The sequence below is a fragment of the Reichenbachiella sp. 5M10 genome (assembly GCF_002742335.1).
GTDB lineage: Bacteria > Bacteroidota > Bacteroidia > Cytophagales > Cyclobacteriaceae > Reichenbachiella.
Genome location: NZ_MDGR01000007.1, coordinates 1,694,397 through 1,712,418, shown reverse-complemented (window position 1 = coordinate 1,712,418; position 18,022 = coordinate 1,694,397). Strand labels below are relative to the sequence as shown.

The window sequence follows — 18,022 nt, the reverse complement described above, 5'->3', positions numbered from 1 at the left end:
AAATGACACCAAAGCACAACATCCTAAGCTTACTGATCGCACTATTGATGCTCAGCCTCCCCACGCTCGCCCAGCCACTGACCCAGACAGTCCGCGGTACAGTCATCGATCAGGACTCCAAATCACCCGCCATAGGCGCCAGCATCCTGCTCGTCGGGTCTGACCCGATTCGAGGTGCCATCACAGACATCCAAGGGCAGTTTCGCCTAGACGACATCCCCGTAGGACGCATCACTCTCCAAATCACCATGATGGGATACGAGACCAAAACATTGCCCAACATCCTCGTCGGATCGGCCAAGGAAGTCCTACTCACCATACCGATGGAAGAATCCTTCGAAAGCCTCGACGAAGTAGTCGTCACCGCCAAAAAGGACAAGTCCGAAGTACTCAACGAGATGTCTCTGGTCAGTGCACGCACTTTCTCTGTCGAAGAAACTGGACGTTTTGCGGGCTCCTTTGGAGACCCTGCCCGGATGGTCTCGGGGTTTGCAGGAGTGACCAACTCCCCCGATGGCAACAACGACATCATCGTTCGGGGCAATTCGCCCAAAGGCATCCTATGGCGTCTCGAAGGAGTCGAAATCCCCAACCCCAACCACTTCGCCAATGACGGCTCGACGGGAGGTCCTATCAACGCCCTCAATAGCAACATGCTCAGTGACTCGGACTTCATGACGGGGGCATTTGCCCCAGAGTATGGCAATGCCCTATCGGGCGTATTCGACATGCGTCTAAAAAAGGGCAACAACGAGCAGCGTGAATACACCGCCGGCATCAGTACGCTGGGGCTGGATTTTACTCTAGAGGGTCCCTTCCAGCCGGGCTATGGAGGCTCCTACCTGATGAACTACCGTTACTCTTCGCTCGCACTCATCGACAAGGCCAACATCATTGATTTCGGAGGGGTACCCAAATACCAAGACCTCTCCTTCAACATCCACCTCCCCGTCAATGGCAAACACAGTTTTTCTGTCTTTGGGCTGGGAGGAATCAGCTCGATCAGTACCGAAGAGACAGTAGAGGACAGTGACGAGATCGTCGGCAAGGCCGTCATGCAAAGCAACATGGGAACAGTAGGCCTCACCTACAACTACCTCATCGATTCACGCTCATACTTGCGTACGACAGTAGCTCTATCTGGGACACTACTCCAAAACACCTTCGATATTCCTGAGCATAGCAATCCGAGTGACTTCTACCGCGTCTATGACTCGGACTACATCAAGTCCTTCGTCCGGACAGCTGCCACCTACGGATACAAACTCAACGCCAAGCACAAATTCGAGCTCGGCATCATCAACAACAGCCAACACTACAACATGTATCAAAATGCCTACAACTACGACGAAGACCTCTTGGAAAATGTACTCGATGACGAAGGAAACACCAACCGCACACAGGCTTTTGTGACTTGGAAAGCTCGCCTAACCCAAGACCTCACGATGACCAGCGGGATGCACATGCAACACTTCGCGCTCAACAAAAGCTACAGCCTCGAACCGAGGGCAGCCTTGAAATGGGAAACCACCCCCCGCAACTCTATCAGTATCGGTACTGGCCTGCATAGCCGCATGGAGAGTGCCTCAGTCTACCTGTGGAAGTTTCAGCAAGCGGATGGCAGCTACACCCAACCCAATAAGTCACTGGAGGTATCCAAAGCAGCGCACTTTGTCATCGGCTATGATCAGCTCATCGGTCAGCGTACCCACTTCAAGACAGAATTGTACTACCAGTACCTCTATGATGTCCCTGTCGAAAACGAGCCCAACAGCACCCTATCAATGCTCAACATCAGCGACCTCTACACCGAGATCGACCTGGTCAACGAAGGCACTGGACGCAACTATGGAATGGAACTGACCCTAGAGCAATACCTCCATCAGGGCTTCTACTACATCGCTTCTGCCTCACTATTTCAGTCGCTGTACACAGCCATGGATGGAATAGAACGTGAGACCACCTTTGCCAGCGACTACATTGTCAATGTCCTGGGCGGAAAAGAATTCAAAATCGGAAAAGTAAACCAACAGCGCGTACTCTTCTTCAACGGGAAGTTTACAATCATGGGAGGCAAACGCTATACGCCGATCGATCTAGCAGCGTCCATTGCCCAAGGCGAAGAGGTACGTCAAGACGACAAGCCCTTCTCCGCACGATCCAGTGACTTATTCATCTTCAACTTCGCCATTGGCACACGGCGCGACAAAGGCCGCACCACACGAGAGTTTAAGCTAGACATACAAAATGCGACCAACAACCAAGTGGTCGTCAACCAGTACTTCGTCCAAGCCACCAACCAAATCGAAGACGTGACCCAACTCGCCCTGCTCCCTACTATCTCGTACTCGATTCATTTCTAACAAGCCCCCACAAGGTCCTAGGCAACTTCGCATTGCCTAGGGCCTTGCTACTCGCATCGGGTAGTGTCGGATGATCCCTATCGGTACAAACCAATATCAATCCATAGGTTATGACGCCTCAGGAATCTGCTTGATCAATTCGACATTTTGATCGTGCTGCGAACTGTAGGACATCACCAGCGTACCTTTGGTCCCGTCATGTGCCTCTAGCACAAACAAGGCCGTCTGATCCTGTGGATCGGTCATGCCCTCAAAACGGAAGGTCTTGACGATCTTGAGGTCATTGGGCTGATATTCTGTCTTGGAATAGGAGGCAACAATACAGGTATCTATTGCCTCAAATCCCTCAGTATAGCCTCGTTTATTCATGGCGTTGACGGCCGTGGACAAGGTATCAAATTCTTCATCAATCTTTTGGATACTCATAACTGTAGGTGGATTTGTTTACACATGCTTCAAGTTAGAGATTCCTCTGCACGATAAGAAGTGCAGGCAGATTACCTGACCGAATGTCGTCAGCACAACGAACTGGATGTCAACACCTATGAACGTACCGGGTAGTGTACCAATTGACCCGAGAGATCCTCTACCATACGATCGAGTTTTTTCTGATCTACCTCAAAAGTCATCACACAATCCTCCGTCCCCTCATCCAGACGGATTTGCAATTGCATGCCAGTGGATTCCCTCTTGAGTAGGCCAAAAGAAAGCATGGGTTCGACAAAAAACAACTCAAGGTGACTAGCCGTATCCGCGTGACGTATGCTTCTCAGCCAATCGATGAGTTCTGCTAGTTCCCAAGTCAGCAAGCACGGATCAACCCAGCGACGATGTACTCCGTCTACCCTACCGTCCAACTGTATACGCAACCAATTGCCGTCATGACCACTGGTGACGCTTGGATATTGATAACCTATGATCTTGAGCTCCAAAGCCCCATTTGCCCCGTCTATGATCATCTTCTGAGGAGTTTAGGTTGATTTTCCATTCGACACATACACATTTCACTCGCCCTCTTCGGGCCTCCATACTTCATCCACAAACACGTCCGTCAATTGTCGGTCCGAATCCCCATAGTATAAAATAGTATCCGAAACGATCATCAACCATGCTCCTGCATTGATCTCCACCTCAAACCTCGCCTCCGCTTGTACGACCACCCCACGGGATATGCAAGGCAGATGACTGTAGCGGTAATGCCAATCCGTGGCAGTGATGGGTTGCATCGTTTTCAAGATCCATATCCACTCCTCCATACCCAACTGCCAACCTACACAGATACCCGAGTCAATAGCAGAAGACGGATGATCCGAAAAGTGCTCAATATCCATCACCTCAAACGCTTGCATCGGGTCAAACACAAGCTTTCCTATGCTTGATTCCACGTCTTCGGCAAGCACACGCTCTCCTGCGAGGCTCACATAGCCCCAAACCATCCCTGCGATCATCAGGGTACTCATTGTCCTATATCGTATCCGTTCCAATTTCATCCTACATGCTTTCCCTGCCTTCGTCGCTCCACCACTCAATTTGCCACCACAGGCTCGCTATGGATCACTTGCCCTTTAGAATCAATGAGTTTGATGCTATAGGTTGTCCCCTTCTCAAAGGCATGAATGAAGGTGAAACGGGTATTTCTCTTGGTGATGGGAAAGTGCTTGTTGAGGTAGATCACCTCCACGAGGCGGTCGTTCTCATCGTAAACCTCCATATCGATGAAATCGGGCTGCCTAACGATGAACTCAAATTGTATCTTTTGCACTTTTTCTTTTGCTGCTACATACGGCTGGTTATTGACCAGGGGCATAGTTTGGAGCACATGGCCTTCGCGATCGGTCAATTGAGCCACATAACTCACCGTATCCCTATCCACGATGCGGTTGAGACCCAGCGTATAGAAATGTAAACCCGCAGATAGCGGTTTGTAGTCAAAACAGGTCTTCACCAACTCACCAGACCCATTGTATATTTCGAGTTTCGCCATGTTCTGCGTCGGCGAATGATAAACCAAGTCTACCCGTGCAGTGAATATCGTGGGGCGTACTCGACCTTTCCCCATCTCAAAGGACTCACGCGTCGGAGGGGTTTGGCCGTTCAGTTCGGCCACCAGCGTAGCGACAGTCCAGGATTGGTGGATGGCGTCTGGATCATAGATATACTGTACACCACTTCGGTCGGTATATGCCCATACCGCAGATTGACCGATAGTCTCCTCGAGTCCTACAGCTACAATCTGTCCTGCCAGTCGCTGCAATGCCGAGTCCGGAGACAGCTTCAACTGGTAAGCTTCCCCTGACTGTGGCGATATGAGTGGCATTTGAGTACACGCACCATAGAGCTTGGCAGTAGCAGATTGATTGGCTGCCAAGGTCAGCACTTCCTCCTGCAAGGTCAGCAAATCCTGTACTTCTGGATCTATCGATGAGAAATACAACCCCACAGGCAACACGACACACAACGGGCGCAGAGTATTGTTGTGAAGAGTCAGCAGTGCTGCTTCCGCTCCCAATCCACCCTGCCCTTGTGGCAGCACACGGATTTTGTTTTGAGCCACTGCCTCGTAGAGATTGAGCGTATCTGCAGCCCAGGCGCCACATGGCATCAGAAAGAAACTAAAAAGAAGTATGCTGTACGTTTTCATCATGGGATTCAAAATAGCAAGTTGAAAAAACAGTAACTGAAAACTAAGGGATTTATTATGAATAATCCTACTCCTAATTCCCTCAATTCCATCCCCTCTCGCCTACCCTGTGTATCCGCACCCCCTCTCTTGCAATTGCCACAGTCTACAGCACTTCCTATCGCAGACTTTTCTACCTTTACACTATGCTTGATTCTTATCCCCCCATCCCCATTTCACCCCTTGCATTTTCGGGCATGACCTTTCGTCTGCGCTACCCCAAAATCCTGACAGACATACTCGCCAGCGAATTATTCGATGCAGCAATCACCGAAAGACTGGAACGACTCAAAGAAAACCTCGATAGCCTGATCATCTTGCGCATTCATCAGGGACGCCCTTTTTGGGACGATTTCTACCACGCACACGAAGGCAAGAGCATCCTCGAACTGCCCTTTTTCGACGCAGAGGTCTATCTATTTGCCTACATACTCTACCTAGTCGACTATGAGCGCTTAGGCGTTGACCCTTTCGGGAAAATCAAAGCGACTGACCTCCACAAGCATCGCGCAGCACTTGCCCCTTGTCTAAAGGCCACCCAAAACTGGCAAAGCACTGACTACCTTCTCCAAAGCCTACAAGGCAACAAGTCCGACCTCAGCCAATTGAAATCTGCAGAAGAGCTCAACCTCAAGCTCCTACTCGACGACCGACAACACCTCATCCATGATTTCGAAGCAGCAACCCACGTTGACATCATCCTAGACAATGCCGGCATGGAACTGTTCAGTGACTTGTTGCTCGTCAACCACCTCGTAGATCACTACGGTCACATAGTCAAACTCCACCTCAAAGCAGCACCCATCTTCGTGTCAGACGTCATCTACGAGGACATTGGACATTTGCTAGACACCTTGCTCGAAAACGGCGCTGGCACCTTTGCACAGAGCCTCCAAACCAAAATCGACAAACAACAAATCATCCTGCAGTTTCACCCCTTCTGGACGAGTCCCACCCATTACGACCAGCTACCTGATGGACTTATCACCCCCCACGCACTACTGCTAGCCAAAGGAGACGCCAACTACCGTCGCTTCTTTCAAGACCGAATGATCCCGTCGACACAACCTTCCGCCGCACTGTGTAGCTACCTGACGCACCCGACCTACTGCATCCGCACGCTCAAGTCCGACATCCAAACTGGCCTTGCGCAAGAGCAAGTCACTGCTCTCAATCAAACTGCACCTGACTGGAAAGTCAATGGCAACCATGCCGTGATTCAAATGCTGCACTAACCTCCCTGTGCTCCTAACGCAAAGCACCTGAGCGAATGCTGATCACGAAACACAGCAATAAAATTCAGAAGTGAATTGAGTGATCAAAGGACCGATACTCTTGCCTGTTTTGGGTCATAGCGGACGTGACGACCAGAGGGTGACAGATAATATTAGAGAGACTTTTTATTCATCTCAACAATCTTTCGGAAGTCATTTTCTGAAAATATCTTTATCTGCTGACCCTTTTTAACAAGTTCTTCCGCCTTTCGATGCTTTGAACTTTTCTCATAACCACCAAGTTTATATGAATCTTGAAGCCCTACAATTAGCATAGTCGTTTTCTTTGTTACAGAATTCGTTACGTTACATCTTAATATACCCGTTTGTAGGCGTTTACAATTGGTTTAAAAATGTTTCTCTTTTCTCAAACTATGCTGCGGGAAGCCGGCGGCTGATCGGCTCGGACGGTCAAAGTAGTTTTTTCCTCTCTAAGTTCCCAAGGTTAAGACCAATCCCTTGGAATATTGCAAAACGGTATTGGGTAGGTGTTAGGTTGATACCTCCACCCTCTTCAGTCACATTTTCTCAAAAAAAGTAAGGAACTCAAAGCAATAGCATTTTATTTCACAATCGAAACACTAGTTTTACCTTTACGTTGCAAGGTTTGACACCTAGAGAGAATATGAACAAATCGTTTTTTGACAAAATATCCGCGGCACACAACGTGCCCAAGGCGCTACCGGGCGAGAAGGAAATAGACCAGTTTATCGTCAGATTGCTGCAGTTTCTATTTCCCGAGCTCAACAACATCCGCTTCAAGACCGAAACAGAAATAGACGCGGAGTACAAAGCCATCCAACAGCTCTTCGAAGACCTCCTCCTCAAAACCGAGGCTTGCGAAAAAAGCTTTGCACTCAGCTCATGCCAGCTGTTCTTCAGCGAGCTGGAAAACATCTACGACCTGTGTATCGAAGATGCAGAAGCCATCCTCAGCGGTGACCCTGCAGCCATAGACCGCAAAGAAGTGATCCGTACCTACCCTGGATTTTTCGCGATAGCGATCTACCGCATCGCGCACGTGATGCTGGGACTAGACATCCCCTACTTGCCACGGATATTCACCGAATACGCCCATGTACGTACCTCGATTGACATCCACCCAAAAGCCAAGATCGGACGTAAGTTCTGCATCGATCACGGGACTGGAGTAGTGGTCGGCGAGACCTGTATTATCGGTAGCAATGTCAAGGTATATCAGGGCGTGACCCTAGGTGCCATGAGTGTACGCAAAGAGATGGCGCTCACCAAACGACACCCTACCATCGGTGACAATGTCGTCATCTATGCCGGAGCAACGATCCTCGGTGGTCGTACCGTCATAGGTGCCAACAGCATCATCGGCGGCAATGTCTGGCTGACGAGCAGCGTCGAGCCCAACAGCCGCGTGTACTACGCGCACGAGTCGCAGTTGATCAAAGCCTCGGTATAAATGCAGGTCGCGAATCCAACCCGTTTGTGATCCGTTCGTTCAAAACCAATTTAGAAAGCAAAACTTATGTCAGCTCAAAATATCAGTGATTTAATCGGCAACACACCCCTCGTCAGAGTACTGCTCCCTGAGATCCCCGATCACGTAGAGATCTACGGCAAACTAGAGGGCAACAACCCGGGAGGGAGTGTCAAGGATCGTCCGGCATTTTTCATGATCAACGAGGCACTCAAACGCGGCGAAATCACCCGTGAGACCAAACTCGTCGAGGCGACCAGTGGCAATACTGGTATCGCACTGGCCATGGTCGCGGCATCCTTTGACATGGATATCACCCTCGTGATGCCCGAAAACTCCACACAGGAGCGCATCGATACGATGACCGCCTATGGCGCCAAAGTAGTCCTGACACCCGAAGAAGGAACCATCGAACTCTCTCGTACCATCGCAGACGAAATGGTGGAGGAAGAAGGATACGTCATGCTCAACCAGTTCGCCAATGACGACAACTACCACGCCCACTACAACACGACAGGGCCCGAAATCTGGAAAGACACCGAAGGAAAAGTGACTCACTTTGTCTCCAGCATGGGCACGACGGGCACCATCATGGGCAACTCCATGTACCTCAAGGAGCAAAACAAGGACATTCAGATCATAGGCGTACAGCCACAGGAGGGCGACAGTATCCCGGGCATCCGCAAATGGTCTCCGGAGTTTCTCCCAGAGATTTATGACGATGCACGTGTCGACGAGATCCTCTACGTGAGCAAAGAACAAGCAGTCATCATGACCAAGCGTCTCGCCAAAGAAACGGGCATACTCGCAGGCATGAGTAGCGGCGGTGCGATGCACTCTGCCGTAGCACTCGCCAAAACCCTCACAGAGCCTGCTACGATCGTCTCGATCATCTGTGACCGTGGAGATCGCTATTTGAGTTCTGGACTGTTCTCAGACTAAGGATGAACCTCCAATCCTTCGATAGCCTTGCTTCAGGATTTGCTAGTACGGAGCGAATGCCTGTACTCTTCGTCGGGCATGGCAACCCCATGAACGCCATCCTAGAGAATGAAACCACTGCCAACTGGCGAAAAATGGCCGAGGGCATACAGCCCAAAGCCATCCTCTGCATCTCCGCCCACTGGCAGACACGCGGCACCTTGGTGACCATGGCTCCCAAACCACAGACTATCCATGATTTCGGGGGATTCCCAAAGGAGTTATTCGAGGTGCAGTACCCCGCTCCTGGAGCCCCAGAGGCAGCTCACCTGCTCATTCAGCAAGTCAAAACGCATACCGTGGAGGAAGATCACGAATGGGGTCTCGATCACGGCACTTGGTCCGTGCTCATCAAGATGTTTCCAAAGGCAGACGTACCTGTATTTCAGCTCAGTCTGGATCACCACATGTCGCCAGCCGCTCACTATGCCCTAGGCGAGGAATTGAAAGCGCTACGACACAAAGGCATCCTGATCGTAGGGAGCGGCAACAGCATCCATAATTTGCGTCAAGCCAGATGGAACTCAGATCAACCCTACGACTGGGCGCTAGCATTTGACTCGCGCATCAAAAGCATGATCGAAAACCAAGACCATCAGTCTTTGATCCATTATGCCAATCTTGGCACGGAAGCGCTACTATCCATCCCTACCAACGAGCATTACCTCCCCATGCTCTATACCTTGGCGCTACGAAATCCACAGGATCAGTTGACATTCTTCAACGAAACCATCGAGATGAGTGCCATTGGCATGCGCTCCTTTGTCTTGGCATAGTCGCGCGATGGACTCACTATGAAGCGTACTCTTCTCTTTCCTCTCAAAATATTCTAGAGCCAACCCTTGGTGGTACCAAGCATCTTCTCTATTTTCGAAAACATTCTGAGACTGGAGATATAATCCAAACAGTCATCGAATATTCCACCCACTATCCCAACTAATTTAGATTTCATTGTACTATTGATTTCCAACACGATATGGGTCAATAGTATCGAGGCTAAACAGATTGTTTAGCAACTATTGTCTAAATTAAAAGCAGTATAGACTACAACATGGGAAAAATGATGCATGAAAGATGGTTTGGCCTAAGCATAAGGCTGACACTTATTTTACTTTTCGCAGTACTCACCGTGAGTGCGCAGCAACACAACGAGTACAAATTTCGAAATATTGGCGGCCTGTCCGACAACAATGTCACTACGATCTTCGAAGACCACCAAGGCTACATCTGGATCGGGACGCGAAATGGCCTCAACCGATACAACGGCCTCAAATATGACGTATTTGAACCCGTCAAAAACGATAGCCTAAGCCTCAAACACCCCTACATCAACTACATCGATGAGACCAGTGATGGTGACCTATGGATTGCTCATGGAGGAGGTGTCAGTCGCTACAGCAGAGCGCATCACAATTTCACCAACTTGACCCCAGACCCCAACGACCCCAATAGCGTGACCAATGGTTTTGCCTCACATGTATTTTGTGATTCGAAAGACCAAGTATGGGTAGCCAACAATGGTGTAGATGTACTGGATGCGAAGACCAACAAATTGATTGTCCGGCACCTCGATGGAGAGGACATCCAATTCATTTTTGAAGACTCAAAAAACAGAATCTGGTTCGTAGGTGCTAAGGCATTCATGATGAATGAAGACGGAAAAATCAAAGAAGTGCTCAATCACAACTACAACCTCAACATCAAAAGTGCTACAGAAGACATCTATGGCAACATTTGGTTAGGCAGCTGGGAAGCAGGACTCTACAAACTCGTCGACACAGGAAATAGTAATTTTTCGATCAAAAAATACACCCCCCAGCCCAACGAAAACTCTCTATATCTCATCAGAATCTTGGATATCATGAGTGACCAAGAAGGTAATCTGTGGATAGGGATAGAAAACGGAGGATTGGACATTTTGGACATCCAATCGGAGCAATTTACGCATCTCAAGCCCGATCCGTCCAATCCCTCGAGCATCCACTCCAACTCCATATGGGCGATTACCCAAGACAGCAACCAGAGAATATGGATTGGAAGTTTTGACAAGGGGCTAGACTTGATGGACCCTTACCAAAAAGCATTCACAAAGGTGATCGATGAAAAGAACGCCTTGACCAAAAGTGCCGTCAATACCTTTGCGGAAGACTCAAAAGGGAATCTGTGGATCGGAGCTGACGGCTATGGCATGGACTACTTTGATGTCGCAACCAACACCCTGACACACTACGAACACAACCCAGACGACCCCAACAGTCTACCCAACAACGCGGTACTCAAATTGGTTGTCGATGACCGGGACAATGTGCTGATAGGTACATGGGCAGGAGGACTGACCTACTACGATGTGCAAAAGAACAAATTCACCAACTACCTCAATGACCCACTCAATCCACAATCGATAGGGATCAACAATGTATTTTCTTTGGCCAAGGATGACCTAAATCCTAGCCACTTTTGGGTCGGCACCTGGGGAACGGGACTCGATTATTTCGATGCGTCTACAGGTGTATTTGAACATTTTCGGCCAAAGAACGACGAAACCATAGAAATCAACATGAACATCCGTACCATGCAAGCGGATACGGACGGCAACCTCTGGTTGGGTACCAGCAATGGTGTATACCATATCAAAGTAGACCGTGCAACAGCCACCTATGAATCTCAGGTTTTCTCAAACGACCCCAATAACCCCAATAGTCTAAGTGAAAATGCGGTTTCAAACATCCTATTGACCGAAGAAGGAGATCTCTGGGTGGGCACAGAAAACCGAGGAATCAATCTTTTCATCCCTTCAAGTGGTGGATTCCAGATATTTGACAAAGAAAGTGGATTGCCAAGCAATGCCATCAAATCCATGGAGCTAGACCAAGAAGGAAATCTGTGGATCAGCTCTGGCAGTGGTCTCTCAAAAACGAGCCTAAATGAAAAAGGCCAAAAGTCAAACATTAAGATCAGCTCGTACGACAAAGGAGACGGTCTCCAAGGCAATTTCTTCAACATGGGCGCTTCGATCACTACCTCGTGGGGAGAGATGTTTTTTGGAGGCAGTGATGGCTTCAATCGCTTCTATCCCGAGCAAATCAAAAAGAACCCTATCATACCTGAAGTGACCCTTACTGACTTCAAGGTATTCAACAAATCTGTCGTGCCCTCTGACGAAGATGGAGCGATATTGAACAAAAACATCTCCGAAGCAAAAGAGATTCACCTGGACTACACCCACAACATCTTTTCGATAGAGTTCATCGCGCTCAACTACACACGTCCAGAAAAAAACAGCTATGCCTACATGATGGAAGAAATCGATGAGGAATGGAACTACATCGGCAATCAAACCTCCGCTACCTATACCACCCTCCCGGCAGGCTCATACACCTTTCATGTCAAAGCCTCCAACAACGACGGTGTATGGAATGAAATCGGAACATCGGTGATCATCACGGTCACTCCGCCATGGTGGGAGACATGGTGGTTTAGATTGCTCATGATTGTATCCATAGCTACGGGGATATTTCTCTATGTCCGTCACAAAAAGCAACAAACCAAAATCCAGAAAGCTGAACTCCAAGCCAAGCTTGATGAAGCAGTCGCAGAAGTACAGTCTCGCAATGCCGGTTTGCGCATGCAAAACGACAACCTGAGCAGTTCGATCAACGACACCAATCACGTCATCAACGAGGCTGTCGAATCGGGAAATTTCAGTGCCAGAATAAACACTGAAAACAAAGAAGGACAATGGAAAGATCTCAGCGAATCCATCAACAAACTCTTTGATGCGGTCGTCGCTCCGATCCATTCGATCAACCACATGGTACAGTCTATGGCTAGCGGAGACTTGTCGCAAAGCCTCGATATACATGCCAAAGGGGAGATACTGAGTCTCACCAACAATTTCAACTTGGCACTCACCAATCTCAACGACCTACTGAATCAAATCACTGTCAATGCCAACACCATCGAGGAATCCTCTACAGAGATGCTCCTATCGAGTGAGGAAATGACCCGAAATACCGAAGAGATCGCCTCAGCTATCTCGCAAATGAGCAATGGCGCCCAGACCCAAGTCACCAAAGTCGATGAGTCTTCTACGATCGTGGAAGGCATCCGTCAAGCTTCCGAAGACATGGCCAGCAAATCGCAAAGTATCAATCAAGTAGCCAAAGAGGGGGCAAAAAGAAGTGAAGAAGGCAAAGTCATGGTCAATAATGTATCGGACAGCATGGGCGAGATCTCAGAATACTCCGGCATGACCAACAATTCTATGCGCATACTCAAAGAACGATCACAAGAAATCCACCGTGTACTCGGAGTGATCGCCAACATCGCCAACCAAACCAACCTCCTGGCCCTCAATGCTGCCATCGAAGCAGCACAGGCAGGAGATGCAGGTCGAGGATTTGCGGTAGTCGCTGACGAAATTCGCAAACTAGCCGAAAGCTCCAAATCCTCTACCAAAGAAATCGAGCAACTCATCAACGATGTGCAGAAAGACACCTCCGAAGCAGCTCAGCTCATGGAGACCATGAGCAACAGCGTACTCAAAGGAGTAGAAGCTTCGCAGGGTGTATCCAAGGTATTTGAGGAAATCAGAGAAGCCTCCAATCATACCTTGAGTTTTTCTGAAGAGATCTTATCAGCTACACAGCAGCAAACCGAAAACATCAATCAAGTCGTCACTGCCATCGAGAGTGTGGTCGTGATCGCCGAACAAACAGCTGCTGGCACAGAAGAAGTCGCCGCATCTGCCAATGAACTTGTCTCTGGCATGAACAACTACTCGCAAAAATCCCAACGACTCAATGAGATCTCCAAAATCCTACAAGAAGCCGCAGGTAAATTCATGTTAAAATCTAACAAAGACACATAATTCACTGCCCCTCTAAAAAACAAACCTACTCTGTCATGATTTGGTCATGGCAGAGTAGGTTTGTATTGATCACTAGCGCTCTACTCTCCTACTCAATTGTGCAAAATAAACGACGGCACTTCTTGTTTCAAAGAGGCCAATATACCGTTGGCATAATTGGGGGCAATTTTGAAGAGCACTTCCGAGACGACATTCAAATCAGAAAAATATACTGAAAAATCGAACTCATATGGACGTATCTCTCCGTCTATCTCTTGCAAAGGAAACTGAAACCACTGCATCCCGGCAGTCCGCAAAAAATCCTCAGAACGATCCTTCTCAAAAAGCCCTGTCAAATAAAAATCGTGTCTCGACGAGGCTTTGCTGATGATCCGATGATAGGGTATCCCTAGAGACTTCCCTTTGTCATAGACTCTCCTCATATAGTACTTGATCACTTGAAGCGCCGTATGCTCCGATACATCTTCATTGAGCTTTGATCCAATCAATAGACCAAGGTAAATCAGTAGTTCGCTGGTCACTAAAGGCTTCAATTTTTCGTCCACCTGTCTGAGCCGAAAGACCTCTTCGACATAAGCGTCCGACAACTGGCTCACGATCCCCTGCCATAGACTCTCTTCCGTGCTGTGACAATCCTGTTGCTGTTTCATAGCATATGATGTTGATTTGACTGGATGGATTCAACAATCACTCCAAAAACAGCACAAAAAGCATATTTAGGTGATTCACCTATACGCAAGCAGCTCTCCTTCCCCACCCGTCTGACTCCCAATACCTCTTCTCAAACAGAAATCAATTCTACCCCCTTCGCTCTCATTTTTTATGCATTTCACTCTTTCATTCTTCTTTTCAGAAGTAAATTTGGTTTGGAACCAAAACCGAATGAGCATGCATTGTTTGATAGTTGATGATGATCCGTTGATCTGTGATTTGCTGCAGCATTTCTGTTCCAAGGTGGACTACATTTCGCAAGTCACCACCACCAACAGCGGTTTTGAATCGGTCAATCTCATCTCACAAAATCACTTTGATCTAATCCTACTCGACTATGACCTACCGGACATTTCTGGCAAAGAAATCCTCCCTCTGATCCAAGGACGTACAGCAGTCATCATGATCACTGCCAACAAGGAGTTTGCGCTAGAGTCCTACAACTACGACCAAATCATCGACTACCTCGCCAAGCCCATTGAGTTTGCTCGCTTCTTCAAAGGCGTCCAAAAAGCCAAAAATTTGACTGAGTCATCCACTAGCCAAGACGACAAACACTTGTTCATCAAAGACGGCAACCAATGGACCAAAGTAAATTTGGATCAAGTCCTCTACATCAAATCTGCTGGAAACTATGTCGAGCTCATCTTTGAACACAAGAAAGTACTGACGCTCATGACACTCAAAGAGCTCGAGCAAAAGCTACCCACACATTTTCAACGGGTACATCGCTCCTGCATCGTCAACGTCCACAGCATTGACACGATCAGCAGCAGTGACCTTGTCATTGGCCAAGAGGAAATATCGATCAGCTCAAGCTACGAAAAGGAACTCATGAAGAAAATTAGCCTTTTGAATTGAGGCGAGAGGTAGCCCGAAAACAGCACAAATAATAGCGCATACAATCCATCACTCTATCGTATCTAGCCTCAGTCAAATCCCCTAGCTCCTGAGGTAGCACTTCTCCCAAGTTGTCAAGATTTAGGGCCTTGATATGCGTAATGATTCGATGCATGATCGCCTTCCATTCCTTGGCAGAAGGCTGAGCGTAGACCTCCGCTATCCGCAGTACATATTCTTCAAACTCACGAATCAGTAGAGCCAAATAACGCTCGATATGCACAGGGTTATTGTCGTATTGCGCAAAAACCGTCTGAAATTGTGGCCGCTGATACTCTGTATCTCCCAGTACCATCAGGACTAGGTCCAAAAGCTCCCCAAGATCAAATGGCTTTTGAAGTACATATGGACTGATTCGCTGGGTACGATCGGTATCAAAAGCGGACAACACCACAACCAAAAGGTCCGGATACTTTGCCTGGATCTTTTGCAAGTCCATATCCATCACATGATCACACAACATCAAATCACTCAAAATCAACTCAGGCCTACGATCAGCCAATTGCTGTTGTACCTCTGTGATGGTGCGGACTTGAGTAAGGCGGATTTGGGGTTGGTCCAAACAGTGACGAACCAGCAGTAGAGCTGCTTCGTCATCTTCTATGTGCAATACTTCATGTACTCTATGAAGTCGAGGCAGTACACTTTCTTTTTTTGCTACGCGCTGAGAACTATGGCCTACAGAGGCTTCCTCAAAAGGCAAACACACTGTAAATGTCGACCCCTCACCATAGGTAGAGGTCACCTCTAATTTTCCTTGAAACAAATCGACGATTTGTTTCACTATCGACAGTCCCAAACCAAACCCTTCATTCCGCTGTGTTCCGACATGCTCGTTTTCGCGATAAAACCGCTGTTTTATCCGTGCCAAATTTTCAGACTGGATGCCACGGCCTGTGTCCGATACCGAGATTTCAACCCCTCTCGCAGCATGACGTGCAACCAAGCATACGCGTCCCTCACCGGTATACTTGATCGCATTGACCACCAAATTGGTCACCACTTGTTTGAAACGCAACGCATCCGTCAAGTATACGCGCTGCTTGACCTCCTCCTCGACCTCCATCTCCCATTTCAACCTCTTGTTGACCGCCTCATATTGATAACTCGCAAAAATATCTTGTAACAAATCGTTCAAATTGTGTGGTTCGAGGTGAATCGTCACTTTTCCCTCCAACAGCTTTTGATGGTCCAATATATCATACATCAGGTCCGAAAGGTTGGTAGTACTGCGTTTGAGCGAGTCCAACATAGGCCGCTGCTGCGGTGCAGGGTTATTCTTTTCAATCAGATGGGTCAAGCCCAAAATAGCATTGAGTGGAGTACGCAACTCATGGCTCATGTTTTGCAAAAATTCGTCTCGATCACTGATAGCCTGTTGCTCCCTGCGCAGTGCCTCCTTGAGCTCCATGACTTGTCGGTCGATGCGTTCGCGCATGTTGGCAAAAGCCCCCCCTAAGAGGCCTATCTCATCCCGTCTCTTGCGAGGCAACTGCACCACATGAGAAGAGTCGTCACTGTACTCATACGACAGGATCGCTTGTGTCACCACTCCGACTCGACGGGCAATCAACCGGACAAACACCAAGACCAAAACTACCAGCAACAGCATGGCAGCACCTACAATTTTGAGTGAATCAGCACGTACTCGATTGGCACTAGCAAACAGAGCCTCGCTTTCCATAAAAGAAATCAAGTAGATCTCCTGCTGTCCCTCAGCGTACGATAGCTTCTCGGCATGATAGAGGTAGCGCTTGCCCTCCTTATCTCGCATAAATGAAAACTCAGGAGCCGCAGCGATCAAATGCCACGTGTTGAGATTGAAATCTTTGTACAAAGAATGCCCTGTCTCCAGTTGCCTACCAAAACACTTGGACTTATCTGGCGCAAACAAATACTCGTCTTCGCTGTTGGTGATAAAAAGCTGAGACTCTGAAGCGATGAGTTGTTCTAGTTCATGATAATACCGCGTCAAGTCTACGTTGATGACCACCATCGCACGCAGCTGACCAAAATCATCGTAGACACAACCTACCGCACGGAGTGTCGGAGTATAGGGTTTGCTGACTATTCCATACTCTTCGTTGAGATTGATAGCCGAAAAATAATACCCTCCTTTGGCGGAGCGTAGTGCCCCAAGGTAGTAATCCTTGTCTCCTTTGTACTGGAGCAAGCTGTCGGGCACTTCTAGTACGGTCCCTCCTTGTTTATCAAAACGTATGAGTTCTTTGCCATGGTCTAGCACATCAAGTATCCGTATCTGAAAATAGTCCGGTTTATTGGCCAGCATCACACGAAAACTATGCTTAAGCTCATCTGCGGATTGGCGGCTTGGGTTAGCCACCAATTGATCAACGGACGAACTGTGTGTCACGATTGCTATATCATTGGAGATGATCTGGAGGAGATCATAGAAATTTTGCTTGGCCAAACGAGAACTATGTCTGATGCGCTGCTGACTGTGCGTCACGATCACTTGCGACGATTCACGGTAGACGAGATATCCTGAGACTGCCATAGCGATCACCATCATCCCCACGAAAAACAACCCGAAACGGCTGACGATAGAATCCCGAAAATGAACCTTGGCATTTTGCATGGATTCTAAGATAAAGCTGAATCAAGAAATACAGGAATAAAAGGCGAAAGTATCTCGCAAAAAGACCTAGTCACACTAATAAATCCTCATTCACCCCTCTTCAACGAACTTAGAGTGACATTTCTACCGCAACCAACGATTTTTGGACTACTCCATCATGGATATCCCTAAGACCTACACCAAAGAACGGTATG

Annotated in this window: 13 protein-coding genes; 7 read left to right on the top strand and 6 right to left on the bottom strand. The window is 48.2% G+C overall.

Annotated features, from left to right (window positions below; all coding sequences use genetic code 11):
- Nucleotides 1-2 precede the first annotated feature (2 nt).
- Entirely contained in the window at nt 3-2,363 is a 2,361-nt protein-coding gene (locus BFP72_RS06855) for a TonB-dependent receptor (protein ID WP_099598425.1), read from the top strand.
- A 108-nt stretch (nt 2,364-2,471) separates the two neighbouring features.
- On the opposite strand, the gene BFP72_RS06850 is transcribed toward BFP72_RS06855, so the two are convergent.
- The 4 genes from BFP72_RS06850 to BFP72_RS06835 form a co-directional block, all read right to left on the bottom strand.
- On the bottom strand, nt 2,472-2,789 hold the full coding sequence (locus BFP72_RS06850; RefSeq protein ID WP_221406487.1) for a hypothetical protein: 318 nt from the start codon (nt 2,787-2,789) through the stop codon (nt 2,472-2,474).
- A gap of 116 nt (nt 2,790-2,905) precedes the next feature.
- Nucleotides 2,906-3,322 carry a hypothetical protein gene (locus tag BFP72_RS06845; RefSeq protein ID WP_099598424.1) on the bottom strand — a complete coding sequence of 139 codons (417 nt, stop codon included), beginning with the start codon at nt 3,320-3,322 and terminating at the stop codon, nt 2,906-2,908.
- 45 nt (nt 3,323-3,367) lie between these two features.
- Complete coding sequence (locus BFP72_RS06840) at nt 3,368-3,823, bottom strand: hypothetical protein (RefSeq protein ID WP_099598423.1); 456 nt, start codon at nt 3,821-3,823, stop codon at nt 3,368-3,370.
- A 65-nt stretch (nt 3,824-3,888) separates the two neighbouring features.
- On the bottom strand, nt 3,889-5,007 hold the full coding sequence (locus tag BFP72_RS06835) for a hypothetical protein (protein ID WP_143519966.1): 1,119 nt from the start codon (nt 5,005-5,007) through the stop codon (nt 3,889-3,891).
- 182 nt (nt 5,008-5,189) lie between these two features.
- Here BFP72_RS06835 and BFP72_RS06830 point away from each other — a divergent pair, with 182 nt between their 5' ends.
- The 5 genes from BFP72_RS06830 (at nt 5,190) to BFP72_RS06805 (ending at nt 13,618) form a co-directional block, all read left to right on the top strand.
- Nucleotides 5,190-6,278, top strand: a complete 1,089-nt coding sequence (locus BFP72_RS06830; protein ID WP_099598421.1) for an ARMT1-like domain-containing protein — start codon at nt 5,190-5,192, stop codon at nt 6,276-6,278.
- Nucleotides 6,279-6,942: 664 nt separating this feature from the next.
- A complete protein-coding gene (locus BFP72_RS06820) occupies nt 6,943-7,749 on the top strand; it encodes a serine O-acetyltransferase (RefSeq protein WP_084190292.1) in 807 nt (268 codons plus the stop codon).
- A 66-nt stretch (nt 7,750-7,815) separates the two neighbouring features.
- Nucleotides 7,816-8,709: a cysteine synthase CysM gene (cysM, locus tag BFP72_RS06815; protein WP_099598420.1), complete on the top strand. Its 894-nt coding sequence runs from the start codon at nt 7,816-7,818 to the stop codon at nt 8,707-8,709.
- Nucleotides 8,710-8,711: 2 nt separating this feature from the next.
- On the top strand, nt 8,712-9,524 hold the full coding sequence (gene ygiD / locus BFP72_RS06810) for a 4,5-DOPA dioxygenase extradiol (protein WP_099598419.1): 813 nt from the start codon (nt 8,712-8,714) through the stop codon (nt 9,522-9,524).
- 284 nt (nt 9,525-9,808) lie between these two features.
- A complete protein-coding gene (locus BFP72_RS06805; protein WP_158233323.1) occupies nt 9,809-13,618 on the top strand; it encodes a two-component regulator propeller domain-containing protein in 3,810 nt (1,269 codons plus the stop codon).
- A gap of 92 nt (nt 13,619-13,710) precedes the next feature.
- Here BFP72_RS06805 and BFP72_RS06800 read toward each other — a convergent pair whose 3' ends face one another.
- Nucleotides 13,711-14,268, bottom strand: coding sequence for a hypothetical protein (locus tag BFP72_RS06800; protein WP_099598417.1), 558 nt, complete (start codon nt 14,266-14,268; stop codon nt 13,711-13,713).
- Nucleotides 14,269-14,506: 238 nt separating this feature from the next.
- Between BFP72_RS06800 and BFP72_RS06795 the strand changes: the two genes are divergently transcribed.
- A complete protein-coding gene (locus BFP72_RS06795; protein ID WP_158233322.1) occupies nt 14,507-15,190 on the top strand; it encodes a LytTR family DNA-binding domain-containing protein in 684 nt (227 codons plus the stop codon).
- Here BFP72_RS06795 and BFP72_RS06790 read toward each other — a convergent pair.
- Nucleotides 15,174-17,828 (bottom strand): ATP-binding protein, encoded by a 2,655-nt coding sequence (locus BFP72_RS06790; protein ID WP_099598415.1) that lies wholly within the window; start codon nt 17,826-17,828, stop codon nt 15,174-15,176. The genes BFP72_RS06795 and BFP72_RS06790 overlap by 17 nt on opposite strands.
- Between the last annotated feature and the right edge of the window lie 194 nt (nt 17,829-18,022).

Excerpts from the sequence above, each read along its gene's own strand:
- BFP72_RS06855 (WP_099598425.1), top strand. The coding sequence starts at position 3 with ATGACACCAAAGCACAACATCCTAAGCTTACTGATCGCACTATTGATG.
- BFP72_RS06850 (WP_221406487.1), bottom strand. The coding sequence starts at position 2,789 with ATGAGTATCCAAAAGATTGATGAAGAATTTGATACCTTGTCCACGGCC.
- BFP72_RS06845 (WP_099598424.1), bottom strand. The coding sequence starts at position 3,322 with ATGATCATAGACGGGGCAAATGGGGCTTTGGAGCTCAAGATCATAGGT.
- BFP72_RS06840 (WP_099598423.1), bottom strand. The coding sequence starts at position 3,823 with ATGAGTACCCTGATGATCGCAGGGATGGTTTGGGGCTATGTGAGCCTC.
- BFP72_RS06835 (WP_143519966.1), bottom strand. The coding sequence starts at position 5,007 with ATGATGAAAACGTACAGCATACTTCTTTTTAGTTTCTTTCTGATGCCA.
- BFP72_RS06830 (WP_099598421.1), top strand. The coding sequence starts at position 5,190 with ATGCTTGATTCTTATCCCCCCATCCCCATTTCACCCCTTGCATTTTCG.
- BFP72_RS06820 (WP_084190292.1), top strand. The coding sequence starts at position 6,943 with ATGAACAAATCGTTTTTTGACAAAATATCCGCGGCACACAACGTGCCC.
- cysM (WP_099598420.1), top strand. The coding sequence starts at position 7,816 with ATGTCAGCTCAAAATATCAGTGATTTAATCGGCAACACACCCCTCGTC.
- ygiD (WP_099598419.1), top strand. The coding sequence starts at position 8,712 with ATGAACCTCCAATCCTTCGATAGCCTTGCTTCAGGATTTGCTAGTACG.
- BFP72_RS06805 (WP_158233323.1), top strand. The coding sequence starts at position 9,809 with ATGATGCATGAAAGATGGTTTGGCCTAAGCATAAGGCTGACACTTATT.
- BFP72_RS06800 (WP_099598417.1), bottom strand. The coding sequence starts at position 14,268 with ATGAAACAGCAACAGGATTGTCACAGCACGGAAGAGAGTCTATGGCAG.
- BFP72_RS06795 (WP_158233322.1), top strand. The coding sequence starts at position 14,507 with ATGCATTGTTTGATAGTTGATGATGATCCGTTGATCTGTGATTTGCTG.
- BFP72_RS06790 (WP_099598415.1), bottom strand. The coding sequence starts at position 17,828 with ATGCAAAATGCCAAGGTTCATTTTCGGGATTCTATCGTCAGCCGTTTC.